We start from the raw sequence: 26938 nt of genomic DNA, 5'->3' as shown, positions 1-26938 counted from the left end.
ATCCCGCTGATCCCGCTCGACTTCCCCGCACGATTCCCCGCACTGAGCTGTCATGTCCCGGTCGTCCGACCCCACCTCGGGCGCACCCCCACGGGACGACGGAAATCCCCCACAACCAGGAGTCACGCACCCATGCTGCGTTCACGCATTGAAAGGGCCGGGACCCCGGCTCCGACGGGCGGCCGTCGACGCCGCCCGAAGAGCCTGGCCGCCGTCGCGGCCGGCACCGCCGCCTCCGTGCTGCTCGGCGCGGGCCTCGCGCTGACCGGCGGCGCCGCGGCCAACGCCGCGACCACCAACACCACCGGCGCGGCCGCCACCAGCGGCGGCATCAAGGTCGCCTACTACGACCAGTGGTCGGTCTACGCCAACGCGTACTACCCGAAGACGATCCAGGACACCGGCGTGGCCGGGAAGCTCGACTACCTGATCTACGACTTCGCGAACATCCACCCGACCGACCTGGGCTGTTTCGAGGCGACCAAGGCCGCCGACACGAACGACAACAACCCCAACGCGGGTGACGGCGCGGCCGACGCGTTCGCCGACTACCAGAAGAGCTTCGGCGCGGACATCTCGGTCGACGGCGTCGGCGACGTCTGGAACCAGCCGATCGCGGGCAACTTCAACCAGCTGAAGAAGCTGAAGGCGAAGAACCCCAACCTCAAGATCCTGCTCTCGATCGGTGGTTGGACCTACTCCAAGTACTTCTCGCCGGCCTCCGCCACGGACGCCTCGCGCAAGCACCTGGTCTCGTCCTGCCTCGACATGTTCATCAAGGGCAACCTCCCGAGCGACGCCGGCTACGGCGGCCCGGGCTCCGGCGCCGGCATCTTCGACGGCATCGACATCGACTGGGAGTACCCGGGCGGCGGCGGCCACACCGGCAACATCTCCAGCCCGGCCGACAAGCAGAACTTCACGGCGCTGCTGAAGGAGTTCCGCACCCAGCTGGACGCCCAGGGCAAGGCCGACAACAAGACCTACGCCCTGTCGGCGGCGGTCGGCGCCGGCCAGGACAAGATCATGAACGTCGAGACCGACAAGATCGGTCAGTACCTCACCTTCCTCGACGTCATGACCTACGACATGCACGGCGGCTGGGACGCCCAGGGGCCGACCAACCACCAGGCCGCGCTCTACGCGGGCCCGAACGACCCGTCGACCCCGGTCAAGCCGGGCCACGGCAAGTACTCGATCGACAACGCCATCAAGGCGTGGACGGTCGGCGACGCGGACTACGGGATCCCCGGCGGCTTCCCCGCCAACAAGATCAACATGGGTGTGCCGTTCTACTACCGCGGCTGGACCGGCGTCCAGAACAACGGCAAGAACGGTCTGTTCCAGCCCGCCGCCAGCCCGGCGACCGGCGCGGCGATGTCCGGCAACGTCCCCGGCATCCAGATGTACAAGGAGCTCGCGGGCTTCGTCGACAACCCGTCCAGGACCTTCTGGGACGACGATGCCAAGGCCACGTACTTCTACGACGGCAACACCTTCTGGAGCGGTGAGGACACCCGGTCGATCCAGGCCAAGCTCGACTACGCGCACTGCAACGGCCTCGGCGGCTCCTTCGCCTTCTCGCTGTACGACCTGGGCACCAAGACCGGCCTGTTCGACACGATGGTGAACGCCACCAACGGCTCCGCCGCCGGTTGCCCGGCCCCGCCGACCGGCACCCCGAGCAGCACGGCGACCCCGACCCAGACCCCGACCGGCACGCCCACGGGCACGCCGACCGGCACCCCCACGGGTACCCCGACCGGCACCCCCACCGGCACCCCGACCTCGCCGGCCGGCTGCCCGGCCGCCCCGAGCTGGGACGCCAACACCACCTACGCGGCCGGCGGCACCAAGGTCTCGTGGAAGGGCCACTACTACACCAACAAGTGGTGGACCAAGGGCGACGACCCGAGCCAGAGCGGCCAGTGGGGCGTCTGGACCGACAACGGCGCCTGCTGACCCTCGGGCAGCATGAGCTGAGGGCCTGACGGACCCTCGCAGCACCTGAACCGAGCAGTCCGGCCCGCCGGGGGAGCACCCCCGGCGGGCCGGACTCGTCGCGTTTCGGACTCGTCGCGTTTCGGGTGCGCGACCCGGGCGCGTGATCCGGGCGCGCGGCTCAGGCCAGGTCGGCGGTGCGCCCGAGCGCGTCCGGCTGGCTCTCCTCGATCCGCCGCAGCATCCGCGCCAGGATCGCGGACAGCACGGTCCGCTCCTCGCCCGTGACGTCCTGGAGCAGTTCCTCCTCGAACACCGCCGCCATCCGCATCGACTCCAGCCACTTGTCGCGGCCGTTCTCGGTCAGCTCGATGATCACCCGGACCCGGTTGGTCTCGTCGCGCTCCCGGGTGACGAGGTCCTCGGTCACCATCCGGTCGATCCGGTGCGTCATCGCGGCCGGGGTGAGCCCGAGCCGCTTGGCCAGCTCACCCGGCCCGAGCCGGTACGGGCTGCCGGAGACCACCAGCGCCTTGAGCACCTCCCACTCGGCGGCCGTGATTCCCAGCACAGTCAGCTGCCGGTCGTAGGCCACGCCCATCCGCCGGGCGACCCGGGACAGGGTCTGCACGATGGTCTCCACCTGGGGGTCCACGGTGGGGAATTCCCGCTGGTAGACGGCCACCTGCTCGGCGATGCCCAGCTCCCTGGCGGTGGCCGGCGCGGGCTTGTCCGTAGTCATGCGGACCAGTGTCGCACGGAGGCGTGCATCCCTTAAGCCTTTGACTCGACACTCTTCCGGTGCTAAGACTTTATCTTGTCAAACTTTAGCTCTGAAATCTTCTGGACCTTAAGAGTATCCAGTTGAATCCAGGAAGGGATGTGCACGGTGACCGGCACGGTGAAGCAGCAGAGGCAGCAGCGACGCGGGGCGGGCGGCCCGCTGCGCCGCGTCCAGATCGGCAACGCGCTCAGCGCGTTCGGCAGCGGCTTCACGATGCCGTACATGTTCGTGTACGTGGATCAGGTGCGCGGGCTGGGTTCGCTGGCGGCCGGGATGGTGTTCACCGTCTTCGCGCTGGCGGCGCTCGTCGTCCTCCCGTTCACCGGTCGCGGCATCGACAGGTACGGGCCCCGCCCGGTCCTGCTGGCCGGCACGGCGCTCGCCGCCACCGGCGCGTTCGCCTTCGGCCACGCCACCGGCACCCCGGCCCTGCTGGTCTCCTCCTTCCTGTTCGGCGCGGGTGTCACCACCTGCCAGCCGGCGCTCGCCACGATGATCGTCCGCTGCTCGACGGCCGCGACCCGCTCGCACGCCTTCGCGCTCCAGTTCACCCTGGTCAACCTGGGCATGGGCATCGGCGCCCTGGTCGGCGGCCAGATCGTGAACGTCGCCGACCCGGCCAGCCTCACCCGGCTGTTCACCATCGAGGCGGCGACCTTCCTCGGTCTGGCCCTGGTCACCGGCACCGCCCGGATGCCGGCCAACCCGCTGATCCCCCTCCAGGAGAAGAGCGACGGCCCGACCGGCCTGCGCGCGCTGGTCGCCGACAAGGCGATGCTGCGGCTCTGCGTGCTCGCCGGGCTGATCTTCTTCACCTGTTACGGCCAGTTCGAGTCCGGCGTCGCGGCCTTCGCCACCGACACCGTCGGCACCGCGCCCTCCACCCTGGGCTTCGCGATCGGCGCCAACGCGCTGACCATCGTCGTCCTGCAGATGTTCATGGTGCGGATCACCGCGCGCCGCCGCCGCACCACCGCGATGGCCGCGGCCGGCGTGGTCTGGCTCGGCGCCTGGGCGATGGCCCTGGTGGCCGGCCTGATCCGGACCGAGACCATGGCCGCCACGGTCGCGATCGTCTCGATCTACGCCCTGTTCGGCGTCGGTGAGTCGCTGCTCGCGCCCACCATGGGCCCGATCGTCGCCGACCTCGCCCCGGCCCGGCTGCTCGGCACCTACAACTCCGGGTACGCCTTGGTGAAGCAGATCGCCATCGCGGTCGGCCCGGCCGTCGGCGTGCTGCTGGTCGGCTCCGGCACCTGGCCGCTCTACCTCGCGGCCATGGCGGGCTCCACGCTGCTGGTCGTCGTCCTGGCGCTGCGGCTGCGCCCGTACCTCACGCCGGAGCAGGACAACGCGGCCCCGGCCGTGGTCCGCACCACGGTCGTCCGGGAGCTGCAGACGGCGGCGTGACCGCCGACGGGGGGCTGTGGGCGGTGGTGCGACCGCCGACGGGGAGTTGCGGACGGCGGCGTGACCGCCGATCGAACAGGCGTGCCGACGGGCGCCGACCGGGTCACCTGGTCGGCGCCCGTCGCGCTTGGCTTCGCGACCACCGCCACATAGTGTCAGTGGCTGTTGGCCGCCCGGCCCGGTCGGTACAGGAGACCCGGCCGGCACAGGAGACAGGCGAATCGGCGAGGCAATGACGCAAGCGGCGCTCACGCACCCCCCGGCGGCCCAGGCCCCGGCCCCCGCCGCCCCGGCACCGGCCCGGGGCCGGCTGCTCCGCCTGCCGGCCGACTGGTCCGGCTGGCTCGGGCCGATCGGCGTCGCGCTCTTCGCCGGACTGCTGCGGTTCTGGAACCTCGGCTACCCCAACGCCTTCGTCTTCGACGAGACGTACTACCCCAAGGACGCCTGGTCGCTGCTGCGGCAGGGCTACGAGGGCAGCTGGCCGGACCACGCCAACGCCGACGTCCTGGCCGTCCCGCAGCACATCCCGCTCACCTCCGCGCCCGAGTTCATCGCCCACCCGCCGCTCGGCAAATGGGTGATGGCGGTCGGCGAACAGCTGTTCGGCCTGCACCCCTTCGGCTGGCGGTTCATGACCGCCCTGCTCGGCACCGTCACCGTGCTGATGCTCGCCCGGATCGGCCGCCGGCTCTTCGGCTCCACCCTGGTCGGCTGCACCGCGGCCCTGCTGATGGCCGTCGACGGCCTCCAACTGGTGATGAGCCGGGTCGGGCTGCTCGACGGCATCCAGATGTTCTTCGTGCTCGCCGCCTTCGGCAGCCTCCTGATCGACCGCGACCACGTCCGCGCCCGGCTGGCCGGCGTCACCGACGGCGACCGCGTCCGGCTCGGCCTGCGCCCCTGGCGGATCGCCGCCGGGGTGCTCCTCGGCGCCGCCTGCGCCGTCAAGTGGAACGGCGCGATGATCCTCGCCGCCTTCGGCCTGCTGACCGTCCTGTGGGACCAGTCCGGCCGCCGCGGGGCCGGCGCCCGCCGCCCCTGGCGCTCGATGCTGCGCCGCGACGCCGTCCCCGCCTTCCTCGCCATGGTCGGCTCCGCCCTGGTGGTGTACGTCGGCGCCTGGGCCGGGTGGCTCGCCAGCGGCGGCAACGGCGAGGGCGGGTACGACCGGCACTGGGCCGACGGCCGCCCCGGCCTGTCCCCGGACACCTTCCTCGGCGTCCCGCTGCCGCAGGTGTCGATGAGCTGGGTGCCCGCGCCGCTGCGCAGCCTGTGGCACTACCACTCGCAGATGTACGACTTCAACACCGGGCTGAGCACCCCGCACACCTACCAGTCCAACCCCTTCAGCTGGCTGGTCGTCGGCCGCCCCGTCTCCATGTACTGGGAGCAGGTCCCGAACGGGCAGCACGGCTGCACCGCCACCGGCGGCTGCGCGTCCCAGATCCTCGGCCTCGGCACCCCGCTGCTCTGGTGGACGGCCTGCTTCGCCCTGGTCTACCTGCTGTGGCGCTGGTTCTTCCGCCGGGACTGGCGCTCGGGCGCCGTGCTGTGCGCCGTCGCCGGGATCTACCTGCCCTGGTTCCAGTACCAGGAGCGGACCGTCTTCTCCTTCTACATGGTCGTCCTGGTGCCGTTCCTGTGCCTGGCCGTCGCGCAGATGCTCGGGGCGATCCTCGGCCCGGCCGGGTGCAGCCCCGAACGCCGCCGGATCGGCGCGGCCGGCGCCGGGCTGATCGTGCTCGCCATCGTCGCCTGCTTCGCCTTCTTCTACCCGCTGTACACGGCGGAGGTGATCCCGATGACGTCCTGGCAGGACCGGATGTGGTTCACCAGCTGGATCTGACACCGGTGACCCTGTCCGCCGCGGGCGGCCAGCTGCTGCCCGTCACCCCGGTGCTCGGGGTGGTCACCGCCGCCCTGCTGCTGGCCGCCGTCGCGGTGGCCGGCCGGGGCCTGCTCGGCCACGGGCACGCGGTGCTGCGGGCCGGACTGCGCGCGGTGGTGCAACTGGCCGCCGTGGCCGCGGTGATCAGCTGGGTGGTCGGCTCGCTCTGGTGGTCGGCGCTGTTCGTCCTGCTGATGTTCAGCGTCGCGGTGCGCACCGCCGGGCGGCGGATGACCCCCGGCCCGGGCTGGGTCTGGGCGGCCGCCCCGATCGGTGCCGGTGTGCTGCCGGTGCTCGCCCTGCTGCTGGCCGTCGGGCTGCTGCCGGCCAAGGGTCTGTCCGTCATCCCCGTCGCCGGCATCCTGATCGGCGGCGCGCTCACCGCCACCTCGCTGGCCGGGCGGCGCGCCCTCGACGAGCTGCGGCAGCGCCGCGGCGAGGTGGAGGCGGCCCTGGCACTCGGCTTCGAGGAGCGCGACGCCCGGCTGGAGATCTGCCGCACCGCCGCCGCGACCTCGCTGGTGCCCGCCCTCGACCAGACCCGGACGGTCGGCCTGGTCACCCTCCCCGGCGCCTTCGTCGGCATGCTGCTCGGCGGCGCCTCGCCCGTCCAGGCGGGGGCGGTGCAGCTGTTCGTGCTGGTCGGGCTGCTGGCGGTGGAGTCGGTGGCGATCGTGGTGGTGCTGGAGCTGGTCGGCCGGGGGCTGGTGAGCACGGGCTGGTGAGCACGGGGTGGTGAGCGCGGGGCGGTGAGCGCGGGCTGGTGAGTGCTGGGGGACCGGGCCGCCTTGGGGACCGGACGCGGTCGGGTACCCTTGAGCACGTTGAAGGGGAGTAGCCCTCCACCGGACCGTCGACATACTGGCCCTCACGGGCCCGGCGCCCGGGGCACCCGATCCTCCGGGGTCGGTGCCGGCGAGACCTTCGGCCGCAGTGCTGTGACCATCACCAGTGCTGTCGGGCCGAAGCGTCCCCTGACGGACCTGCGGAGGCCGGGCAGCCCGACCGAGGGACCCTTTCTGATGAGTTTGACCGTGGCCGCGCTGACGTTCGGCATCATCTTCCTGGCCGAACTGCCGGACAAGACCGCGCTGGCCAGCCTCGTACTCGGCACCAAGTACCGTGCTAGCTACGTCTTCGCGGGTGTCGCCGCCGCGATGGGTGTTCAGGTCGTCCTCGCGCTCGCCGCCGGACACCTGCTCTCGCTGCTGCCGCACCGCTGGGTGGAGGGCGTCACCGGCGTGCTGTTCCTGGCCGGCGCGGCCATGCTGCTGTTCCACGGCGGGGGCGACGACGAGGAGGGGCACGCCGCCAAGGAGCCGTCCTCGAACAGCTTCTGGAAGGTGGCCGGGGCCAGCTTCGTGGTCGTCGCGGTCGCCGAGTTCGGCGACCTGACCCAGATCATGACCGCCAACCTGGCCGCCAAGTACGCCGATCCGCTGGCCGTCGGCCTCGGCGCGTGGCTGGCGCTGTGCGCGGTGGGCGGGCTCGCCATCGTGGGCGGGCAGAAGCTGCTCAAGTACGTGCCGATGAAGCTGATCATCCGGGTCGCGGCGGCGATCATGGTGGTGCTGGCGGGCATCAGCATCTTCGGGGCGATCACCGGCTGACCCCGGTTGGCCGTGGCTCAGCAGCCCGGGTCGGCCTCCAGGGCGGCCCGGGTCTTCGGGCCGTAGACGCGGAATTCACCCTTGATCCGGTTGCTGGTCTGGTAGTCGCTGAGCACCGTTCCGGTCCAGTAGTCGAAGTTGCCGGTGATCAGCGACTTGTCGACGTATCCGCACTCGGCCGCCCACAGCCGCTGCTGCATGTCCTTGACGTCCGCTCCGGTCATCCCGAACTGGAGTACCCGGGTGGTCGGGGTCGGCGTCGGAGTGGGCGTCGGGGTCGGGGTGGGCGTCGCGGTGGTGGGGGTGGGCGTGGGTGTCGGGGGCGCGCTCGGGACGGAGGCCGGGGCCGGGGGAGCGGCGACCGGGGCCTGGGTGGTCTGCGTCGGCGCCGGGGTGGCCGTCTTCGTCGGGCTCGGCTTGCGGGTGGGGGGCGACGTCGGGCTCGGCGCCTCGCTGGTCGGCGGCGGCGTGACCGGGTCCGTCGGTGCCGGGGCGGTCGGCTCCACCGGCGCGGGCGCCAGGGTGGTGGGCAGCGGCTGCGCCTGCCGGGTCGTCGGCGCGGGCGAGGGCGTCACCGCGTACGCGATGCCGATGGTGAGCGCGACCAGGCCGGCGCCCACCCCGGCCAGCAGCAGTTTGTGCCGGGCCAGCGGGTTCTGCGCGGCCTGCTCGGCGGCTCTGCGCGCGGCCCGGCCGCCGACGGGCTCAGGCTCGGGCCCGGGCGTCGCGTGGTCGAAGGGGAAGACCCCGAGGTCGCCGCCGGACGCGGCCTGCGGGGCCGTCGCCGCCGCGTAGGCGCCCGGCCCGGAGGCGGGCACCGGCGGCAGCACGGTGGTGGCGTAGGCGTCGGCGTCCGGCCCCAGCGGGGGAACGACGGACGGGGGCGCGGCGGGGTGGACGGGGGCCGGCTGTCCCGGGGCGACCGGCGGCAGGACGGTGGTCGCGAACGGGTCGACGGCGGGGACGTCCGCCACGGGCTCCTCGGCGACCTGGCCGACCGCCTGCGGCACGTACGGGCGGACCAGCGGCGGGCCTTCGAGGTGCGGGAGGACGGCCGTCTCGGTGAGGCTCGGGTCCGGGACGCAGCCGCACCCGGTGGAGCGTGCGGTGCCGCACGTCGGGCAGTGCTGGTCCGGCATCGGCCGGCCCTCCTCGGTTCTCGGGTGGTCTCCGCGCCCCGGGGCGGTTCCCGGGCTCACGATCGCGCCTGATTATGCAGGACGTCCCGGAGGGGGGACAGGGGCGTCCGGACCCGGGCGGGGGTGTTGTGCCGGTTGGTGGCGGTTGTTTCCCGAGGAACGGTCGGGGAGCGGCGGATGTCCCCGGTGCCGGCGGTCGGGTCGGTGCGTCGGGTGCGGTCGGCTCGGCTCGGTGCGTCCTGGGTCGCGGGCCCGGCGGCTACGTTCGGCTCAACCCGAGGGAGCAAACCGGGGCATTTCTGACAGCATGGTGAGCTGGGAGTGATCATCCGCACGGGCCCGCCGCCTCGGCCGGGCCCGCGACCCTACGGAGCCGCCATGACGGACTCGCGCGCCGCGTCCGACCGCAGCCCGGCGCACGAGCCCGGCCCGCCGGAGGTCACCGTCCCCAACCTCTGGGTGCCGATCGGCGCCCTGCTGCTGGCGATGCTGCTCGCCGCCCTCGACCAGACCATCGTCTCCACCGCGCTGCCCACCATCGTCAGCGACCTCGGCGGCCTGGACCACATCTCCTGGGTGGTCACCGCCTACCTGCTGGCCTCCACCGCCGCCACCCCGCTCTGGGGCAAGCTCGGCGACATGTACGGCCGGAAGCGTTTCTTCCAGGCCTCCATCGTGATCTTCCTGCTCGGCTCGGTACTCTGCGGCATCGCCCAGAACATGGGCGAACTCATCGCCTTCCGCGCGCTGCAGGGCCTGGGCGGCGGCGGGCTGATCGTGCTCACCCAGGCCATCGTCGGCGACCTCGTCTCCCCCCGGGACCGCGGCAAGTACCAGGGCCTCTTCGGTGCCGTCTTCGGCGTGACCAGCGTCCTCGGGCCGCTGCTCGGCGGCCTGTTCGTCGACAACCTCAGCTGGCGCTGGGTCTTCTACATCAACCTGCCGATCGGCGTCGTCGCCCTGGTGGTGATCGCCGCCGTCCTGCACGGGCAGGAGGTCAGGCGCCGGCACCGGATCGACTACCTCGGCACCGTGCTGATCGCCGCCGTCGCCACCTGCCTGGTGCTGATGACCTCCCTCGGCGGCACCACCTGGGGCTGGACCTCCTGGCAGATCGTCGGGCTCGGCGTGCTCGGCCTGGTGCTGCTGGTCGCCTTCGTCCTGGTCGAGCGGACGGCCGGCGAACCGGTGCTGCCGCTGCGGCTGTTCCGCTCCCGGACGTTCAGCCTGGTCGCGGTGATCTCCTTCGTGGTCGGCTTCGCGATGTTCGGCGCCCTCACCTACCTGCCGACCTTCCTCCAGGTCGTCATGCAGGTCTCGCCCACCCTGTCCGGCATCCACATGCTGCCGATGGTGCTCGGCATGCTGCTCACCTCGATCGGCTCCGGCCAGATCGTCGCCCGCACCGGCCACTACCGGATCTTCCCGATCGCCGGGACGGCCGTCACCACCGTCGGCCTGCTGCTGCTCTCCCGGCTCGACGAGCACAGCAGCACCACCGAGATGAGCCTCTACTTCCTGGTCTTCGGCCTCGGGCTGGGCCTGGTCATGCAGGTACTGGTGCTGATCGTGCAGAACTCCGTCGGCTACCAGGACCTCGGCGTCGCCACCGCCGGCGCCACCTTCTTCCGCTCCATCGGCGCCTCCTTCGGCGTCTCCGTCTTCGGCACCCTGTTCGCCGGCGGGCTGCGCAGCCGGCTCGCCGACGCCCTCACCGGCCTGCCGCTGCCGCCCGGCTTCCACCCCGAGGCCATCACCTCCGACCCGCGGGTGATCGCCCGGCTGCCCGTCGTCGCCCAGGAGGCCGTCCACCACGCGTACGCCGAGTCGATCACCAGGGTGTTCCTGTACGCGGTGCCCGTCGCGCTGGTCGCCTTCGTGCTGTCGCTGTTCCTGCGCGAGCAGAAGCTGCGCTCCACCGTCACCGCACCCGACCTGAGCGAATCCATCGGCGTCAACCCCGTCCAGCGCTCGTCGCTGGACGAGATCGCCCGCGCGCTCTCGGTACTGAGCTCCCGCGAGGCCCGGCGCGACCTCTTCCGGCGGATCACCGAGGGGGCCGGGCTGGACCTCCAACCCGCCTCCAGCTGGCTGCTGTTGCAGATGCACCACCACGGCTCGGTCGAGCCGGCCGAACTCGCCGAGCGGCGGATCATCCCGATCGCCGTCATCGAGAGCGCCGTCCGGGAAGTCGAGGGCCGGGGCCTCGCCGCCCGCAGCGGCGGGTTGCCGCTGCGGCTCACCGAACCGGGGGCGGAGGCGGCCGTCAAGCTGGTCGCCGCCCGGCGCGCGCAACTCGCCGACCTGCTCGGCGACTGGGACGAGCAGCAGTACGCCGACCTCGCCGACCTGCTCACCCGCCTCAGCTCCACCCTCTGCGCCGACCGGCGAGACCGCCCCGACCGTGCGGCCCACGAGCCGCCGTACCGGGGTGAGGGGCGGTCGTTCTAGGCCCTGTCCGGTCGGGCAGGGCCTAGCCTGCCTTGCAGGGGGTCTGGTCGGAAAGCCAGGTGACGGCGGCGGCGAGCGCGGGATCGTCGTCCTTGCGGGGGTCGGCCGTGTCGACCGCCTCGTCCGGCTCGATCGGGCCCTCGTGGACCCTGCCGGTGCGGTCGGCCTCGGCGGCGCCGGTGAGCAGCAGGACGGCGCCGTCCGACAGCCGGTGGGCGGCGTTGCCGGTGGGCACCCCGTAGGTGGGCCGGCCGAAGCTGCGGGTGGCCGGGCGGCCGATGAAGGCGATGGCGACCGCCTCGCCCGCGCTGCCGGTCGCGCGGCCGGTGAGGACGGCGACGGGCGTTTCGGGCGCCTGGTCGTGGTGGGTGGGCGCCGCCTCGTCGTGGTGGGTGGCGGGGGAAGCCTGCGGGGCGTCGTCCAGGTACGGCACGCCGTCGCGGACCGACCAGGTGCTGCGGGTGCCGTCCGCGGTGACGAAGGCGCCCAGCGGGCCGTCGCCGAGGATCGGCGCCGCGACGGCCAGCGGGGCCCACATCCCGCCGCCGGTCTCGCCGCGCAGGTCCACCACCCAGCCGCAGGCGCTCACTCCGGCGACGGCGGCGCGGCCGCGGGAGACGTACTCGGCGTAGGTGTGCTCCGACCCGTTCACCGCCGGGAGGGTCAACTGGGCGATGCGGCCGGGGAGTTGCCGGGCGGTCGGGGCGTTCACGGCCTCCGGGTCGGCGTCGACCTCCGCCGCCTGGTCGGGTGGGTAGAAGCGGCTGTGGTGGTCGTCGAGGGCGGTGACGGCGGCCCTGATCGCGGCGTGGGTGTCGGCCGGGGTGCGGGCCGTGGCCGCCTGGGCGAAGGCCTGGGTGCGGAGCTTCGGCCAGTCCACCTTCGCGGCGTTGAGGGACTTCTGCTGGATGAGGTCCAGGGCCTCCGAGAGGTAGCCGCGGGCCTCGGGGGACATGTGCTCGGGGGGTGGTGACCCGGGAGTCGGTGACTCGGGGGCCGGCGAGGAGCACGCCGCGAGCACCAGTACGGCCGCCGCCGCGACCGTCCGCCCCAGTCGTCTCATCCGCTGCCCCCTCATGACTCCTACCACTCCTGATTGTTCCTCACGGACCGCCGAACCAGCGAGGGGTGTCGAGGCGGAACGGGTCGCCGGGGGCGAGCAGGCGCAGGGCCGTCTCCACCTCGCGCAGGCGCTCCTCGCCCAGGGTGGCGGACCACTCGGCGCGCAGCTCGTCGAAGATCCGGGCCGACCGGACCAGGCAGTCCACCCCGCGGGCGGTCAGCCGGACCACCTTGCGGCGGGCGTCGGCCGGGTCGCCGCCGCGCTCGACGTAGCCGAGCTGCTCCAGGTTCTCGACGGTCTTGCCGGCGGCCTGCTTGGAGACGCCGAGCCGGCGGCCGAGGTCGACGGCGGTGGTGCCGTGCGGTCCGATCGCCTGGAAGACGAAGCCGTGCATGGGCCGCAGGTCGGGGTGGCCCTCGCGGGCGATGCGCTCGTGCAGCTCGTCGATGATCGTCCGGAAGGCGAGCAGCAGGCGCAGCGGCAACTCGAAGCCGGGCGGGGCGGGTTCGCTCGCGGGGGTGCCGGTGGGTGTGCCGGTGGGTGTGCTCGCGGGCTCGCTTGACATGGGTAGACAACCTCATTGACCATATAGACAACGTCATTGACCATCTTAGGGGGTTCCCTCGCCATGCCCGTGATCCGCCACGCCGACGCCCGTCGCACCGAGACGCCGAACGCCGTCATGACCACCTACGCCTCACCCACCCAGGGCTCAACCGCCCTCGCCCTGTGGCAGGTCGACATGACGGCCGGCAAGAGCGGCCCGCTCCACGCCATGGACGTCGAACAGATCTGGACGCTGCTCACCGGCACCGCCACCGTCACCCTCCCCGACGGCCCGGTGCCCCTCACCGCCGGCGACACCCTCGCCCTCCCCGCCGACCTCGCCCGCCAGATCACCACCGCCGACGGCTTCACCGCCATCGTCGCCGGCCCGTCCCCCGCCCACGTCTACAACCCCGACGCCGTCACCCCCGAAGGCGCCTGCGGCCTCGCCCCCCGCGACGCCGAGCGCCTCCTCCCGCCGTGGATCGCCTGACCCGCGAGGCGGTCCGGCGGTCCGGGCACGGGTACGGGGACGGTCGGGGGCCTACCCCTGACCGTCCCCGCCCGGTCCTCGCCGCTACTTCCGGTCGTCGATGTCGTCCTGGAGGTCGTCCAGGTTCTGCTGACCCTGCTGTTGGCCCTGCTGCTGGGTTTGGGCGGCCTTCTGCTGGGCGTCGTCCCCCTTCGGGGGCTTACTGCCGAGGCGCGACTTCGCCTCCTCCTCCAACTGCTCGGCCTTGTCCCGGAACTTGTCGCCGATACCCATGGCTGTGCCCCATTCGGTTGGATTTCGGGTTCTCCAACCAGGCTTGCACGCCCCCTCTCCGCCTGCACTTCGGGCCAGTTGCCGCGGAGCGCCACGATCGGCAGACCCCGGATCGCCCGACCCGCGCGGTGTGAGGTGCAGGAGACTGCTGACCGCAGACAGTCACCGGACCGGCGGCCGCTCGCTGTCGCGCAAGGCGACGACGCCGGGATGTTGGTGGCCACCTGCGGGCACGCCTTGCGCACCGTGTTGTGGCGCGCCGCGATGGTGACGAACTCGAATTCGGGACGGGCGGTCATGGCACTGTCCTCTCTCGCGATCCTCCTTGCGGCCCCACCCCCTCGGGGTGGCAGTCTCAAATTCCCCAGCGAGAACGGGCGTTGGCGATTGCCACCGCAATCCTGAGGCGGGCCATGGTCGGCGAGTCGGGGACGGGCTCCAAGGGCGGCAAGGAGTTCTTCTCGGTGCTGTCCTGGTCGCCCTGGTCAACCGGGTACGGCACCGGCCCGCCCAGGAAGCTCGCCCAGTCCGGCGGTAGGTACTCCGGCTCACTCGTCGGCATCGCGCGCCACCAGGCATTCGCCGTCCGCGATGTGCTGCGCCCGTCCACGTGCCAAGTTCCCTGCGATCGTGGGGAAATCCTCGGTCGGGTATTGCGCCTGCGCGAAGTCGAAGTACTGGCAGCCGGGGCACTGGTCGGCGTCCGGGGCGGGCGTGTCCGGTGTCCGCCGGGCGATTTCACGAAGCGACACGCGCCACCGCCTTACAGGTGAGTTCGTGCGCCAGGCGGCGAAGCTCGATCTCGCGCAGCACCGACTGATCCGGAAGTTGGGGCGATTCCGCGAACGCGCGGGCGATCTTGTCGAAGGACGCGCACACGGCGCACCTCGGCCGGCTGTCAGACGGTGCCACTGGGTCACGTCCTCCCACCCGAGCGGGGAGTACTTGAAGGGGTCCGGGGGCCGCCGGCCGTCGTCCGCCTTGGCCTGGCGGTAGTCGGCGCGGCAAGCGGCGATCAAGGCCGGGCCGGCGCGCTCGCCGGGCGGTCGCCTGTGCCGATCGGCTTCATGTTCCTCGCGTGTCATCGTCACCGCTCCCCGACTCCGGTCCCGTAAATCCTCCGACTGTCAGCAGACCGATCGTGCACCGATCCCGCGAACCATTGCGACGGCGTGAAGGCGTCACTCCGGAGGTCTGGCAAGACGTCATTTAGGCGTCTTTGGAAGATGTTTGGGCCTATCTTCTAGTCATGACTACGCCGAATGAGACCCTTCGGGCCGTACGCCTCGGGCTCCGTCTCAGCCAGGACGAGTTCGCGAAGCGGCTGCGGGCAGTCGGGGAGGAGCGGGGGGAGCCGAACGACGCCAGCAAGCGGCTGGTTCAGCGCTGGGAGTCGGGGGAGGTGAGGTTTCCCCGCCCGGTGTACGTTCGAGCCCTTGAGGCTGTCACCAAGATTCCCGTTGACCGCCTCGGCTTCGACTCGCCACAGTTGCCGTCAAGGGTCAGCGTGGACGGTACGGGAGGGCACGACGTGACCAGTGATGAACCGGGCGTGCCCGTGCAGGCTGCGCCCGCTCCCACGGGTGAGGACTACTCGGGGGTATGGGTCAGCCACTACGAGTTCTACAGCAGCAGTCGGGAGAACACGTTCACCGGCCTGCATCACGTCGTGCTGTCCCAGAACGGGAACCGGATCACGGGTCGCTCCCTCCCCGGCGCGTCGTCCAATCCTGACTCGCCACTGTCATTCGATCTCACTGTCGATCGGAACATCGTTACGGGCTCCTGGGTGGAACAGACCGCTCAGGACGGCTACTACCAGGGGGCCAGATACCACGGCGCCATTCAGCTGCTGGTCGACCCGACCGGCCGCCGCATGGCCGGCAAGTGGGTCGGCTTCGGCAAGGACTTCGACGTCAACTCCGGGCCGTGGGAGCTGCGCCTGTTGGACAAGTCCACGGCTGACGACGTCCGGAGCCGCTACAGCGTGCCGCCGGAGGCGTAGCCCGTCTCCGCACGGCGAAGAGCCCCCGCATCTGACCTCACCCGACAGGGCGGGACGGTGTGTGGGCTCCTTCAGTAGCGCTGGGGGCAGTCGCAACGCCCATTAACAGGGCTTAGGACAGCCTTGGAGGACGTCCTCACGCTTCTTTGACTGTCGTATGTAGGAGACTGCTCGCACGTGGTCAAGGTTGAGTGCCCAGGTAGAGGGCCTAGTGATGAGAGGTGTCATATGAGCAGCGTCGTCAAGATCAACGTACTGACGGTTCCCGCCGAGCAGCGGGAGGTCCTGGAGCAGCGCTTCGCCTCCCGCGCCGGCGCGGTGGAGAACTCGGACGGCTTCGAGTGGTTCGAGCTCCTCCGCCCCGTCGAGGGCACCGACCAGTACCTCGTCTACACCCGCTGGCGCAGCGAGGAGGACTTCAAGGCGTGGATGGAGGGCCCCATGCAGGCCGCCCACCGCCCCGCCGCCCCGGACGGCGAGGCCCCCAAGCGCCCCGCCGCCTCCGGGTCCACCCTCTGGTCCTTCGAGGTCGTCCAGTCCGCCGGCCCCAAGGCCTGACGCCCAGGCCACCCCGCGGTTGTCTCCTCTTTTCCTTCGGGCCCTTCCCCAGCTGGGGAAGGGCCCGAAGTGCCTCTCAGCCGCCCGCGAGGATCGAGAGATGCGCGGCGGCAGATCGGGACAGGCTGTCGAGGAGGGCGCGGCCCTTCGCCGACGTTCCGAGGGAGGGCTGCCCGATGACGCCGTTCTTCGTGTACCCGGCCATGCCGAGGGTGAACGCTGGGCGGCGCGTGCCAGCCCGACGGCCTGCTGCGCGTTGCGGCGGGCCGTCGCCTGGTTGCTCTTCCTGAACAGGAGGTAGGCGGCCATGACGTCCTCGCTCCGGGCATGGGAGGGCAGCCGCGTGAGGGTTATAGGTGTTCGGGGCCGTAGAGGGCGGCGGGTGCGCCTGTTGTGAGGGCCCAGTAGCGGTCGCCATAGGACCAGTGCCACCACTCGGTGGGGTAGTTGACGAGGTCGACGCGGGTGAGGGTGCGGCTGAGGAGTTGCCGGTTGGTGCGCGCTTCGGGGGAGAGGTTGGCGGCGTCGGTGTAGCAGGCGCCGGCGCTTTCCTCCGGGTTGGCGTTGACCCGGGTGCCGAGGTCGAGTTCGTGGCCGTCGGCGTCGGCCAGGGTGAGGTCGACGGCGGCGCCGGCGCTGTGTGGTGCGATCTCGGGCGGGGAGACGTAGCGGCTCGCGGCCGATCGGAGCCGCGCGGCCGGCCAGTCCGGGTGTGCGGCGCGCAACTCGGCGGCGTACTGGTCGAAGTAACGGCTCTGGAGGGCCGGCGGGCGGTAGCCCTCGACGAAGAGCAGCCGCAGGCCGTCCGGGAGGTGTGATTGGGCGTCGAGGAGCCGGTCGAGGACGCCGGACCGCAGGTAGGCGAACGCTCCGGCATCGTCGCGCTTGCGGTCGTCCAGTAGGAGCTCGTGCTCGCGTACGTCCAGGAGGCGGTCGCCGCAGTCCTGGACGGGGACGGCGGCCACCTGCGGGTCGGACATGAGGATGATCTCGGTCAACAGGTTCTCCTGGGGGGCGGAGGGAACGGCGGCGCGGGTCGGTCGCCTTGTGCGCGCCCTGGTGGCCGGTGCGGCGTCCGCCACCGCCCCGGGTGTCGGGGCGGTGGCGGACGGGTGGTCAGACGAGCGCGGCCTCGACCAGGTCGGCGGCCCTGGCCGCGCTGCCGCCGGCGCGGACCTCGCGGCTGAGCTCGGCCAGCCGGGCGGCCACCGCCGGATCGCCGGTCAGCTCCAGTACGGCGGAGCGCAGCGCCTCCGGGGTGGCCTGGGGGGTGTCCAGCCGGCGGGCGACGCCGAGTTCGACCAGCCGGTCGGCGTTGTCGAACTGGTCGGCGGCCTGCGGTACCGCGACCATCGGCAGCCCGCAGTACAGGCCCTCGCTGCACCCGCCCATTCCGGCGTGGGTCACGAACGCGTCGGCCTGCTGGAGTACGGCGAACTGCGGCACCCACTGGTGCACTTCGATGTTGGCCGGGATCGTACCCAGGTCGGCCGGGTCGGTTGCCCGGCCGACCTGGAGCACGACGTGCCAGCCGGGCAGGTCGCCGAAGGCCTCCAGGCACGCGCGGTAGAAGTCGGGCTGGTGGGTGAAGGTGGAGCCGAGCGAGACCAGCAGCACCTTCTGCGCGTCCTTCGGGCGGGTCCAACCGCCCTGGTGCTCGCGGGCGCCGAGGCAGGGCCCGGCGAAGGAGAAGATCTGGGGATCGACCAGCTCGATCTCGGGCTGTAGCACCCGGGGGATGAGCGCCAGCCCGCGATCCGGGCGCAGCATGTACCCGAACGGTTCGCCCGCCGGCACGCCGTTGTCGGCGAGCCACTGGGCGAACCGCTCCGGGATCTTGTCCGTCTCCAAGGCCTCCCGCGCCATCTCGAAGCGCGCCAGGTGGGAGTCCTCCCGGATGATCATGGACGGTGAGATCAGCATGGACGGCACGCCCCAGCCGTCGGCCAGCGCCCGGCCCGCGTACGCCATGAAGTCGTACAGGACGAGGTCGGGCCGGTCGTCGTGGAAGGCCTCGCGCAGTCGCGGCAGCATGGCCTGCGCCTCCTCGAAGATCATGGTGTGCACGCCGGCCCCGATGTTGGGGTCGACCCCGCCCTTGACGATCGGCAGGGTCGTGTCGTGGGGTACGAGTCGGGCGCCGGTGGACTCGACCTGCTCGGCGAACGACGGGTCGTTGACATAGCTGACCCGGTGGCCGCGGGCGACCAGCTCCCGCATCACCTCCAGGCTGGGGTTGACGTGGCCGTGCGCCGGGATGTTCACCATGGCGATGTGTGCTGGTCGGGACATGTCGGACCCTCTCCTCGTATCTCGTTAGGCGTCCTGCGTTCGGCTGGCTGACTTAGCGTCAACTCGCCTGTCAGCACAGTACGTAACGTTTTCCATCGCCGCTGTGACGGGGGATACGGTTCGGCCGAAGATTGGTGGGTCCGGCGGCAGACGCTGCGCGACCTCGCGGACGGCGCGTGACGACGCGGTGCGGAGCCGCCGCCTCGCAGGGCGGCTGGATCTCGGGATCCAGGGCCTGTTGCGAAAGTGTTGGCCGGCACTGGTTGTCAGGGGCCGGGCATGGCGCGTTTGAAGATCGGGATATCTGTCCCGGAGAGTCATGTCGAGAAGGTGATCGATGCTCTCCAGGCGGCCGGCGCGGGGCGGGTGGGCGACTACGCCCGGTGCGCCGGCACCTGGGGGGTCGCGAGGACATGGAAGCCCTTGCCTGGTTCTCGGCGCTACGACGGTGAAGTGGGCGATACGAGCCGGGCCTCGAACGATGACCGAGCCAGTCATGGCCACTCGTCGATGGCTGTGACCGGCCTGGTCGCTTCGTAGCGGATGACGGGCTCGGCGCGTTGTCAGTTCTGCTCTGTGACCGAGGTCAGCACGGGGCGGAGCAGGTCGAGGACGTGGGTCCAGTTGTACTTGTCGCGGCCTCCGCCGGACTTCGGCTTGTGGGGGATGTAGTCGCCGATCAGGACGCCCATCGAGCGGAGTCGTTCCAGGCTCTCGCCGTACGCGGGATGGGCTGCTTGGGCCGAGTTGACGTAGGGCTGAACGGCAGTGGGGATGCCGAGCCCGTACGCCTCGCAGAGAATGCCGAGCGCAAGGGTGTCGGATATCCCGGCGGCCCACTTGTTGATGGTGTTGAACGTGGCGGGCGCCACGGCGATGGCGTCCGCCGGGGGAAGCGGCTGGGGGACTCCGGGAGTGCGCCAAGCCGAGCGGATCGGGTAGCCGGTCTGGCGCTCGACGGTTTCCGGGTCGATGAACCCGAGCCCATGGGGGGTGGCGATGACGCCGACCTGCCAGCCTTCGGCCTGGGCGGCGCTGATCAAGGTGCCGACGTCGTCCGCGATGCCCGAGGCGCAGACGACGACGTAGAGGAACGGCTCGCGTTGGTCGGTCAAGTCCGGACTCCCAATTCCTGGCAGAAGCGGCGAAGTTCCGGGACGGCGCCGACGGATGTCTTCCGGCGCACAGCTCTTCGCGATTCTGAGCGCCCTGTGTTCCATGGCCAGTCTGCCGTGTCGGCTGTACGCCCGTGCGGACCCCACCCAGAGTTCGACCCGTCGCTCTGGATCGGGGATACGTCGGTGCGGGAGGGGTCACCCCGTCCTCCGGTGGCCTGGATTCGGAGCGTGCCCAATTCCGTTCTCCGGCTGCCTTGATCGACCCGGCGGCCCTACGCTGATGGCATGGCTGTGGATCCCGCTCTGCCCGTTGGCCGGCGCATCCAGTACTACCGGGAGCGCGCCGGGAAGTCTCGTCCGGTGTTGGCCGCGCTGCTGGGGCGGTCGCCGAGTTGGCTGAAGCAGGTGGAGAACGGGGCGTTGCTGCCGCCGCGCCTGCCGATGCTCGTGCGCATTGCTCAGCACTTGGGGGTTGATGATCTCTCGTTGCTGACGGGCGACGTCAGCATGCCCAGGGCGCTGTACTCGGGCGTGGAACACGCGGCGCTGGACTCCGTCCGGCGGGCGGTTGACGGTGTGCAGCTCGGGTCGGCCGGTGGGCCGGTACCCAACCTCGACCACATCGAGGTTCAGCTGGCGAACGCCTGGCGGACCAGGACGACCAGAGGCGACCATCGGACCGCCTTGGCGGAGTTGCTGCCGGCGCTCGTGTCGGCGGCCTCCCTGGCGGTTGCGCATCAGGACTGCGCCGACCGGCGTCGGGCGGAGGTGATGTACGCCAGCGCACTGAACCTGACGCAGATGTATGCGGCCTTCCAAGGGGACGGCAACCTGGTCTGGCGGGTCGCCGAACGGGCGCTGGCCACCGCACGGGCGTCGGACGACCGGCGGGCGATCGCGCGGGCGTGCTGGTTCCTGGTGGAGGCGTTCCGGAAGTCCGGCCAGTGGGACAGCGCCCAGTCGCTGACCGAGGAAGCTCTTCGCCTGCTCGACCCCGTCCGCGGGGATTCGCCGGAACTGGCCTCGGCGTGGGCGGACATGGCATTCCACGCCGCCATCACGCATGCGGTCGCCGGTGAGGCCGGTGAGGCCTGGGGCTGGATCGACCGTGCGGCAGCCGTTGCCGAGCGCCTTCCCGTAGGCTTCTGGAGCGCCCCGACGTCGGGCTCCCGTCAGGCGGTCGGGCTGCACTCGGTCACTGTGGCGGTCGAGCTTCGCCAGACCGGTACCGCGCTTCGGTGGGCTCGACGGTTGCCGGTGGCCGAGGTCACGGCGATTCCGCGCCGTGGTCGCCATCTGATCGAGGTCGCGCGGGCACACGCCCTTCGTGGGGAATCGGCGTCCGTGGTGGAACTGCTCACGGACGCCGTTGCGGTCGCGCCCGAGACGGCCCGGTGGAACGAGGAGACGCGGGCCATGGTCCGAGGGTTGATTGATGGCCGTTCGCCGGTCCAGGAGGCCGGGCGTCGACTCGCCGAGTCGATCGGGATGGCCGCATAGAGGGCTGCCGGAGTTGGTGGCAGAAACCCTACCCCTTCGCACAGTGACGAACCCGTAGCGTCGAGTGACGTTGCGGGTTCGGTGCGTAAGGGAGTGTGCGAATGGCGCAGGACGGAGTCGCCGTCGCGAGGGCGGCCAGGCTGTCACGGCAGGCGGTGCGGGAGCTGGATCCGGCCGCCACGCACGGGTACGGCATCCGCTGGGACCCGGCGGCGCGTTGCTACCGCGTACGTGACGAGCAGGGCGGCGAGTGGTTGCGGGACGGCGACGGAACCATTCGGGCCTTCGTACGGTTCGAGGCCGCGAACGGCGAGTGGCTGCGGTTGCGGCGTGAGCACCTGGAGGCCCGCGTACGTGAGGCGAACTGGGTGTCCCGGTGGAACTGATGGAGGCGGGGCGCGATACCGCTCCGGGGCCGGTCGGCGACTGTGAGCAATGCGCCGAACTGGACGTTCGGGAGGCGGAGTCCGTGGCCCGGTTCGACTACTCCGGTGCTGTTGACGCCCGCGTGCTGATGCGTCGCCACCATCGGAGCGCACACCGGTGAGGTGTGATTCATTCGATGGCCGCCGTCACAAAGCATTCTTCGCCGCCTGCGCGGTGTCGATTGCGGGAGCGGCCGCGCTCGCGGCGATGCTGCTGGCGCTCTGTTTCGGCGGCCCGTGAGGGCGGCCCTCTTGTCTCAACCCGAGCAATATCTGATCTTGGCAAGGACTTCGAGAGGAGAAGCGCATGGGCATACATGGCGGAGGCTGGAGGGAGAGGAAGTCGGCGACCTTGGCGACGACCTCGCGCTGCCACGCCTGTGACTGCGGGTGTGCGTACGTGGGGTCGTCGTGCACGGCGAAGCCGTGCTGTGCGCCGTCGGGTTCGTACAGTTCGGCTCCGGCGCCGAACAGAGGTGCGAACCGGCGGGACAGTTCGACGTCGACGAAGGTGTCCTTCGTTCCGTGGACGATGAGCACTGGCGACTGCGCGTCGGCGCAGAGCCTTTCGGGGTCGAGGTGAAGCCGCCCTCTTCGCGGGTGATGCCGGCACCGTGAGTGCGAACGGCGAGTGCCACTGGGGGAGTTGGGGAGGGGTGACCGTGCCGAGCAGTTCCGTGCCGTCCAGTGGCCGGAACGCGGTTTCGTGGTCAGCCATGAGTCGAACGTAGCAACTCGCCCATGAGGTGGGGCGCGTCCCGGGCGTGTGAGCCTGGGGGGCGCTGGGGTGTGCGCGCTCGCGCCGCCCGTTTGGGTGCGGTGGTGGGGAGTTTGACGCTTGGTTAGCGCATTACGGTGATCATTGGGTCGGCGCGGGGGTTCGGAGAAACGACCCTTGCGCGGCACAAGTGAGCCCCGGCGGTGCGCTAACACCCCGGGGAATGGCACTAGGAGTAAAGGGCTCCCGAATGCACATTCATCGTATCCCGAAGCACTCACCCGGGTACACGATCCTCGACAACGGCCACGTCGTCCGGAAGCACTCGCTGAGCTGGACGGCGCGTGGGCTGCTCAGCTACCTGCTCAGCCTGCCGGACGGTGCGCGGGAGGACATCCGGACGCTGGCGGCGAAGAGCGTCGAGGGGCGGGCGACGGTGGCGCGGGCACTCCGTGAGCTGGAAGCGGCCGGGCACTACGTGCGGCGGACGCAGCGGGATCCGGTGACGGGGCAGGTGCGGACGATCGTCTCGGTGCACGAAGTGCCGGTGACGGGCAAGGCGGTTCACACCGTGCCGCCGCTTCCCGTGTCCCCGGCCGCCGGTGGGCCCGGAGCTGGGGTGGCGGGCGACGGGAAGGCGGGAAGCCCTTCCGGAAAGGTGAGGGTGAAGGAAGCGGAAGTTCCCTCCGTCCCTCCGTCCGGGAAGTTGACGGCGGGCATGGCGCTGCTGCTCGAACTCGGGCGCAGGGATCCCAGGATGGCGCTGGCGGGCAAGCCGCTGTGCGATCAGGCCGCGCGGGTGGAGGGGCTCCTCGCGGGCGGGTGGAGCGGGGAGGCGCTGGCGGGGATTCTGGCCGCGCCCTTGCCGGAGAGGGTCACGCACAGCGTGGGGGCGGTCCTGGCAGGGCGGTTGGCGAAGGTGCCGCCCGTTCCGTCGACTCCGCCGGGCGGCGGCGGGCCGGGGCCGCGTCGGCATGAGTGCCCCGGGCGGGACGGCTTGTGCGGGCGGCCCGTCGCGGGTGTCGGGCAGGTGTGCGGGGAGTGCCGGGCTCCGAGGGTGTCGCGGGCCCTGCCGTAGTCGGCCCCGGGGTGGGGAGGCGGAGTTCACCCGCCCGGCGGCCGGGACTCGGGCGGACGGAACGCCACCGGCGCGTCGAAGGCGGCCCGGCGGGTGGCGCGACGCAGGGCACGCAGGACGGCGGTGCCGAGGGTGAGGCAGAGGACGACGGTGAGGGCGGCGCGGGGGAGGTCCCAGCCCAGCGACGTGGTGAGGCAGTAGGCGGCGAAGCGGACCAGGTTGGCGGGCAGCGGGTCGCCGGGGACGAAGGAGATGGAGCCGGAGAGCCCGGCGATGTACGGCCAGCCCTGGAGGTTCATGATCGTGCCGTAGAGGACGGAGGCCAGCGCGCCGTAGCCCGCGAGCAGCCAGAGCTCGGGCCGGCCGCGCAGACGTGCGGCGCCCGGGAGGAGGCCGGCGCCGAGGCAGACCCAGCCCATGGCGAGCATCTGGAACGGCAGCCAGGGCCCGACGCCGCCGGTGAGCAGCGCGGACGCGAACATCGACAGTGAACCGAGGACGAAGCCGAAGCCCGGCCCGAGCACCCGGCCGGACAGCACCATGAGGAAGAACATGGGCTCCAGCCCCGCCGTGCCCGCGCCGAGCGGCCGCAGTGCCGCGCCCGCCGCCGCGAGCACCCCGAGCAGGGCCACGGACTTGGCGTCCAGGCCGGGCGCGCCGCCGCCCGCCGTGCGGCCCTCGGAGATCTGGGCGATGACGACGGCGAGGAGCAGCGGCAGCAGCAGGGCGAACAGCCAGGGGGCGTCGGTGGCGTGGCCGACCAGGGCGGACTTGGTGGAGGCGAGCAGCGGCCAGCCGAAGGCCGTCACCCCGACGAGGGAGGTCAGGAGCAGGACCGTTACGGATCGGCGGCCGAGGGGCACGGGGCGACCGGCGGGAACGGCGGAAGGAGCGGGGCGACCGGCGGGAACACCGGAAGGAACGGGGTGGCTCATGCGCTCAGCGCCTCCGCGACCTGGCGGACGGTGAGCCACGGGCCGGGTGCCAGCACCTTGGCGACCTGCGGGGCGAACGCGGGGGAGGAGACGACGACGTCGGCCGTCGGGCCGTCGGCGACGATCTCGCCCTCGGCCAGGATCGCCGTGCGGTGGGCGAGTTCGGCGGCGAGTTCGACGTCGTGGGTGGCGAGCAGGACGGCGTGGCCTTGTGCCGCGAGGTCGCGCAGGATCTCCACCAGCCGGGCCTTGGCGGCGTAGTCGAGGCCTCGGGTCGGCTCGTCGAGCAGCAGCAGCGGGGGCCGGGCGGTGAGCACGACGGCGAGCGCGAGGGTGAGCCGTTGGCCTTCGGAGAGGTCGCGCGGGTGGGCGGTGTCGGCGATGCCGGGCAGCAGTCGTTCGACCAGGGCGCGGCAGGTGCCGGGGGTGGCGTCCGCGTCGGTGTCGGCGGCGGCGCATTCGGCGGTGACGCTCTCGCCGTAGAGGAGGTCGCGCGGGTCCTGCGGGACGAGGCCGACCTGGCGGATCAGTTCGGCCGGGCGGGTGCGGTGCGGGGTGCGGCCGCCGACCGTCACCCGGCCGGAGGCGGGGGTGTGCAGGCCGACCAGGCTGCCCAGCAGGGTGGACTTGCCGGCGCCGTTGCGGCCCATCAGGGCGGTGATCTCGCCGGCGTGCAGCGCCAGGTCGACGCCGCGCAGGGCCTGGACGGGGCCGCGCCGGACGGCGAGGCGTTCGGCGGCGGCGATCGGTGCGGCGGTCGAAACGGTTGGAACGGGGGCCGCGTCCGGGTGCAGACCGTCCAACTGGGAGCGCAGCCCGGCGGCCTTGCGGCGGGCGTCGCGGACGGACAGCGGCAGCGGCCGCCAGCCGGCGAGCCGTCCGAGGCCGACCACCGGCGGGTGCACCGGCGAGTGCGCCATCACCTCGGCGGGCTCGCCGAGGACGGGCGGGGCGCCCGGGGTGAGCAGCAGCACCTGGTCGGCGTACTGGACGACGCGCTCCAGCCGGTGCTCGGCCATCAGCACGGTGGTGCCGAGGTCGTGCACGAGCCGCTGGAGGACGGCCAGCACCTCCTCGGCGGCGCCCGGGTCCAGCGCCGAGGTGGGCTCGTCGAGGACCAGGACGCGCGGGTGCACGGTGAGCACCGAGCCGATCGCGACGCGCTGCTGCTGGCCGCCGGAGAGGGAGGTGAGGGCGCGGTCGCGCAGGTCGGCGAGGCCGAGCAGGTCGAGGGTCTCCTCGACCCGGCGCCGCATCACGTCGGCGGGCAGGCCCAGGGACTCCATGCCGTAGGCGAGTTCGTCCTCGACGGTGTCGGTGACGAAGTGCGCCAGCGGGTCCTGGCCCACCGTGCCGACCAGGTCGGCGAGTTCGCGCGGCCGGTGCTCGCGGGTGTCCCGGCCGCCGACCGTGACCCGGCCGTGCAGGGTGCCGCCGGTGAAGTGCGGGACGAGCCCGCTGACCGCGCCCAGCAGGGTGGACTTGCCGGAGCCCGACGGGCCCACCAGCAGGCAGAGTTCCCCTTCGGGCACGGTCAGGTCGACGTCCGCGACGGCGGGGGCGGCGGCGTCCGCGTACCGGACGGAGACCTGCTCGAAGGTGATCACGAAGCCCTCCGGGGCGGGGTCGGGGCGGCGAACGCCGGTACCAGGCCGAGCAGTACGGCCAGCACGGCGGCCAGCGGCAGCGCGGGGACGGTCGGCGGGACGACGGTGGGCGCGAAGGCGGCCGGGTCGCGCGTGGACAGGTAGATGGTCAACCCGGCGACGGCGGCGCCCGATCCGGCGGTCAGCCACTCGGGCAGCGCCCAGGGATCGGGACGGTAGCGCGTTCTGACGGAGCGTCGGCTACCCAGCAGCAGCCCGGCGAAGGCGGCGGCCAGCCCCAGCAGCAGCACCGGCGGTGCCCAGCCCGCACCGCCGGCGGTCAGCAGCCCGTACGCGGCCAGGCAGATCCCGAGCAGGCCGGCCAGGGTGAGCGCGGCCGTCGCCCGGGCGAGCCGGCGCGGGACGTCCGCAGTGCGGCCGAAGCCGCGGGTGTCCATCGCCGCGGCCAGCGCCACCGAACGCTCCAACGCGCCCTCCAGGACGGGCAGTCCGACGCTCAGCACGGCGGCGATCCCCCGGTCGGTGCGGCCGCGCAGGCGCCGGGCCGCCCGCAGCCGGCGGACGTCCGCGACCAGGTTCGGCGCGAAGGTCATCGCCACCACCACCGCCACGCCCGCCTCGTACAGTGCGCCGGGCAGGGCGCGCAGCAGGCGGGCCGGGCTGGCCAGCGCGTTCGCGGCGCCCACGCAGACCAGCAGGGTGGCCAGGCGCAGCCCGTCGTACAGGGCCGCGAGCAGTCCCTCCACGGTCACCCGGCCGCCGATCCGCACCCCCTGCGCCCAGGTGGGAAGCGGCACTTCGGGAAGCGTGAACAGCACGTGCGTGCCTGGGACGGGCGAGCCGAGCAGCACCGCGAACACCAGCCGGATGCCCAGCACCAGCAGGCCCAGCCGCAGGAACGCGCCGTACGAACGCGACCAGGGCGCGTCGCCGCGTCGGGCCGCGACCACGTACCCGGCGACGGCGGCGAGCAGCAGCAGGATCACCGGATTGGTGGTGCGGGTCGCCGCCGCGCCCAGTCCGAGCGCCCACAACCACCAGGCCCCGGGGTGCAGTTGCCGGGGTCCGGTGGGCGGGCGGGTGGCGCGGGCGGTGCTCATG

General features: G+C 72.1%; 27 protein-coding genes. 12 read left to right on the top strand and 15 right to left on the bottom strand.

From position 1 onward, the window contains the following. The first annotated feature begins 132 nt into the window (after positions 1-132). A complete protein-coding gene (locus ACIQVZ_RS00875) occupies positions 133-1962 on the top strand; it encodes a glycosyl hydrolase family 18 protein (RefSeq protein WP_363580760.1) in 1830 nt (609 codons plus the stop codon). A 160-nt stretch (positions 1963-2122) separates the two neighbouring features. Here the strand turns inward: ACIQVZ_RS00875 and ACIQVZ_RS00870 are convergent, their stop codons facing one another. Next, the gene (locus ACIQVZ_RS00870) at positions 2123-2683 is read right to left on the bottom strand and encodes a MarR family winged helix-turn-helix transcriptional regulator (RefSeq protein ID WP_402446016.1); all 561 of its coding nucleotides are present in this window, start codon (positions 2681-2683) and stop codon (positions 2123-2125) included. 147 nt (positions 2684-2830) lie between these two features. Between ACIQVZ_RS00870 and ACIQVZ_RS00865 the strand changes: the two genes are divergently transcribed. From ACIQVZ_RS00865 to ACIQVZ_RS00850, 4 genes are all read left to right on the top strand, one after another. Then, positions 2831-4135, top strand: a complete 1305-nt coding sequence (locus tag ACIQVZ_RS00865; protein WP_402446013.1) for an MFS transporter — start codon at positions 2831-2833, stop codon at positions 4133-4135. A gap of 232 nt (positions 4136-4367) precedes the next feature. Further along, the gene (locus tag ACIQVZ_RS00860) at positions 4368-5984 is read left to right on the top strand and encodes a phospholipid carrier-dependent glycosyltransferase (protein ID WP_350878080.1); all 1617 of its coding nucleotides are present in this window, start codon (positions 4368-4370) and stop codon (positions 5982-5984) included. A 5-nt stretch (positions 5985-5989) separates the two neighbouring features. Next, positions 5990-6751, top strand: a complete 762-nt coding sequence (locus ACIQVZ_RS00855) for an ABC transporter permease (protein WP_402446010.1) — start codon at positions 5990-5992, stop codon at positions 6749-6751. 294 nt (positions 6752-7045) lie between these two features. Then, positions 7046-7636: a TMEM165/GDT1 family protein gene (locus tag ACIQVZ_RS00850; protein WP_350878273.1), complete on the top strand. Its 591-nt coding sequence runs from the start codon at positions 7046-7048 to the stop codon at positions 7634-7636. Between the two features lie 17 nt (positions 7637-7653). Here the strand turns inward: ACIQVZ_RS00850 and ACIQVZ_RS00845 are convergent, their stop codons facing one another. Further along, positions 7654-8775, bottom strand: a complete 1122-nt coding sequence (locus ACIQVZ_RS00845) for a peptidoglycan-binding protein (RefSeq protein ID WP_402446008.1) — start codon at positions 8773-8775, stop codon at positions 7654-7656. 378 nt (positions 8776-9153) lie between these two features. Between ACIQVZ_RS00845 and ACIQVZ_RS00840 the strand changes: the two genes are divergently transcribed. Beyond that, a complete protein-coding gene (locus tag ACIQVZ_RS00840; RefSeq protein WP_402446005.1) occupies positions 9154-11226 on the top strand; it encodes an MFS transporter in 2073 nt (690 codons plus the stop codon). A gap of 22 nt (positions 11227-11248) precedes the next feature. On the opposite strand, the gene ACIQVZ_RS00835 is transcribed toward ACIQVZ_RS00840, so the two are convergent. Beyond that, on the bottom strand, positions 11249-12289 hold the full coding sequence (locus tag ACIQVZ_RS00835; protein WP_402446002.1) for a S41 family peptidase: 1041 nt from the start codon (positions 12287-12289) through the stop codon (positions 11249-11251). A gap of 40 nt (positions 12290-12329) precedes the next feature. Continuing rightward, the gene (locus tag ACIQVZ_RS00830; protein ID WP_402446000.1) at positions 12330-12854 is read right to left on the bottom strand and encodes a MarR family winged helix-turn-helix transcriptional regulator; all 525 of its coding nucleotides are present in this window, start codon (positions 12852-12854) and stop codon (positions 12330-12332) included. 63 nt (positions 12855-12917) lie between these two features. Between ACIQVZ_RS00830 and ACIQVZ_RS00825 the strand changes: the two genes are divergently transcribed. Continuing rightward, the gene (locus tag ACIQVZ_RS00825) at positions 12918-13328 is read left to right on the top strand and encodes a cupin domain-containing protein (protein WP_402445997.1); all 411 of its coding nucleotides are present in this window, start codon (positions 12918-12920) and stop codon (positions 13326-13328) included. A gap of 84 nt (positions 13329-13412) precedes the next feature. On the opposite strand, the gene ACIQVZ_RS00820 is transcribed toward ACIQVZ_RS00825, so the two are convergent. The 3 genes from ACIQVZ_RS00820 to ACIQVZ_RS00810 form a co-directional block, all read right to left on the bottom strand. After that, positions 13413-13601 carry a hypothetical protein gene (locus tag ACIQVZ_RS00820; RefSeq protein ID WP_363580777.1) on the bottom strand — a complete coding sequence of 63 codons (189 nt, stop codon included), beginning with the start codon at positions 13599-13601 and terminating at the stop codon, positions 13413-13415. A gap of 548 nt (positions 13602-14149) precedes the next feature. Continuing rightward, positions 14150-14353 carry a hypothetical protein gene (locus ACIQVZ_RS00815; RefSeq protein ID WP_402445995.1) on the bottom strand — a complete coding sequence of 68 codons (204 nt, stop codon included), beginning with the start codon at positions 14351-14353 and terminating at the stop codon, positions 14150-14152. Next, on the bottom strand, positions 14340-14480 hold the full coding sequence (locus ACIQVZ_RS00810) for a hypothetical protein (RefSeq protein WP_402445992.1): 141 nt from the start codon (positions 14478-14480) through the stop codon (positions 14340-14342). The genes ACIQVZ_RS00815 and ACIQVZ_RS00810 overlap by 14 nt, the downstream gene beginning before the upstream one ends. A gap of 370 nt (positions 14481-14850) precedes the next feature. On the opposite strand from ACIQVZ_RS00810, the gene ACIQVZ_RS00805 reads away from it, so the two are divergent. Both ACIQVZ_RS00805 and ACIQVZ_RS00800 read left to right on the top strand, forming a co-directional pair. Further along, complete coding sequence (locus ACIQVZ_RS00805; RefSeq protein WP_402445991.1) at positions 14851-15606, top strand: helix-turn-helix domain-containing protein; 756 nt, start codon at positions 14851-14853, stop codon at positions 15604-15606. 228 nt (positions 15607-15834) lie between these two features. Next, positions 15835-16164, top strand: coding sequence for an antibiotic biosynthesis monooxygenase (locus ACIQVZ_RS00800; protein ID WP_350878069.1), 330 nt, complete (start codon positions 15835-15837; stop codon positions 16162-16164). Positions 16165-16240: 76 nt separating this feature from the next. Here the strand turns inward: ACIQVZ_RS00800 and ACIQVZ_RS00795 are convergent, their stop codons facing one another. The 4 genes from ACIQVZ_RS00795 to ACIQVZ_RS00780 all read right to left on the bottom strand — a co-directional run bounded on the left by ACIQVZ_RS00795 (position 16241) and on the right by ACIQVZ_RS00780 (position 19571). Then, complete coding sequence (locus ACIQVZ_RS00795) at positions 16241-16369, bottom strand: hypothetical protein (RefSeq protein WP_402445988.1); 129 nt, start codon at positions 16367-16369, stop codon at positions 16241-16243. A 145-nt stretch (positions 16370-16514) separates the two neighbouring features. Then, positions 16515-17162: a M15 family metallopeptidase gene (locus ACIQVZ_RS00790; RefSeq protein ID WP_402445986.1), complete on the bottom strand. Its 648-nt coding sequence runs from the start codon at positions 17160-17162 to the stop codon at positions 16515-16517. 118 nt (positions 17163-17280) lie between these two features. Then, positions 17281-18456 (bottom strand): macrolide family glycosyltransferase, encoded by a 1176-nt coding sequence (locus tag ACIQVZ_RS00785; RefSeq protein ID WP_402445983.1) that lies wholly within the window; start codon positions 18454-18456, stop codon positions 17281-17283. A 563-nt stretch (positions 18457-19019) separates the two neighbouring features. Beyond that, positions 19020-19571, bottom strand: a complete 552-nt coding sequence (locus ACIQVZ_RS00780) for a flavoprotein (protein WP_402445981.1) — start codon at positions 19569-19571, stop codon at positions 19020-19022. Between the two features lie 288 nt (positions 19572-19859). Here ACIQVZ_RS00780 and ACIQVZ_RS00775 point away from each other — a divergent pair, with 288 nt between their 5' ends. Then, complete coding sequence (locus tag ACIQVZ_RS00775; protein ID WP_402445978.1) at positions 19860-21074, top strand: helix-turn-helix domain-containing protein; 1215 nt, start codon at positions 19860-19862, stop codon at positions 21072-21074. Positions 21075-21175: 101 nt separating this feature from the next. After that, positions 21176-21460: a hypothetical protein gene (locus ACIQVZ_RS00770; RefSeq protein WP_402445975.1), complete on the top strand. Its 285-nt coding sequence runs from the start codon at positions 21176-21178 to the stop codon at positions 21458-21460. A gap of 186 nt (positions 21461-21646) precedes the next feature. Here ACIQVZ_RS00770 and ACIQVZ_RS00765 read toward each other — a convergent pair whose 3' ends face one another. Beyond that, the gene (locus ACIQVZ_RS00765; protein ID WP_402445972.1) at positions 21647-22039 is read right to left on the bottom strand and encodes a hypothetical protein; all 393 of its coding nucleotides are present in this window, start codon (positions 22037-22039) and stop codon (positions 21647-21649) included. Positions 22040-22467: 428 nt separating this feature from the next. Here ACIQVZ_RS00765 and ACIQVZ_RS00760 point away from each other — a divergent pair, with 428 nt between their 5' ends. Continuing rightward, positions 22468-23295 (top strand): helix-turn-helix domain-containing protein, encoded by an 828-nt coding sequence (locus tag ACIQVZ_RS00760; protein ID WP_402445970.1) that lies wholly within the window; start codon positions 22468-22470, stop codon positions 23293-23295. Between the two features lie 26 nt (positions 23296-23321). Here ACIQVZ_RS00760 and ACIQVZ_RS00755 read toward each other — a convergent pair whose 3' ends face one another. The 3 genes from ACIQVZ_RS00755 to ACIQVZ_RS00745 are packed head-to-tail and all read right to left on the bottom strand — an operon-like array spanning position 23322 to position 26937. Beyond that, positions 23322-24230 carry an ECF transporter S component gene (locus ACIQVZ_RS00755; RefSeq protein WP_402445969.1) on the bottom strand — a complete coding sequence of 303 codons (909 nt, stop codon included), beginning with the start codon at positions 24228-24230 and terminating at the stop codon, positions 23322-23324. Then, positions 24227-25837, bottom strand: coding sequence for an ABC transporter ATP-binding protein (locus tag ACIQVZ_RS00750; RefSeq protein WP_402445966.1), 1611 nt, complete (start codon positions 25835-25837; stop codon positions 24227-24229). Before ACIQVZ_RS00750 ends, ACIQVZ_RS00755 begins: the two co-directional genes overlap by 4 nt. Continuing rightward, a complete protein-coding gene (locus ACIQVZ_RS00745) occupies positions 25834-26937 on the bottom strand; it encodes a CbiQ family ECF transporter T component (RefSeq protein ID WP_350884997.1) in 1104 nt (367 codons plus the stop codon). The genes ACIQVZ_RS00750 and ACIQVZ_RS00745 overlap by 4 nt, the downstream gene beginning before the upstream one ends. Between the last annotated feature and the right edge of the window lies 1 nt (position 26938).

The sequence above is a fragment of the Kitasatospora sp. NPDC098663 genome (genome assembly GCF_044760075.1).
Taxonomy (GTDB): domain Bacteria; phylum Actinomycetota; class Actinomycetes; order Streptomycetales; family Streptomycetaceae; genus Kitasatospora.
This window is presented reverse-complemented; position numbering and strand designations above follow the sequence as displayed.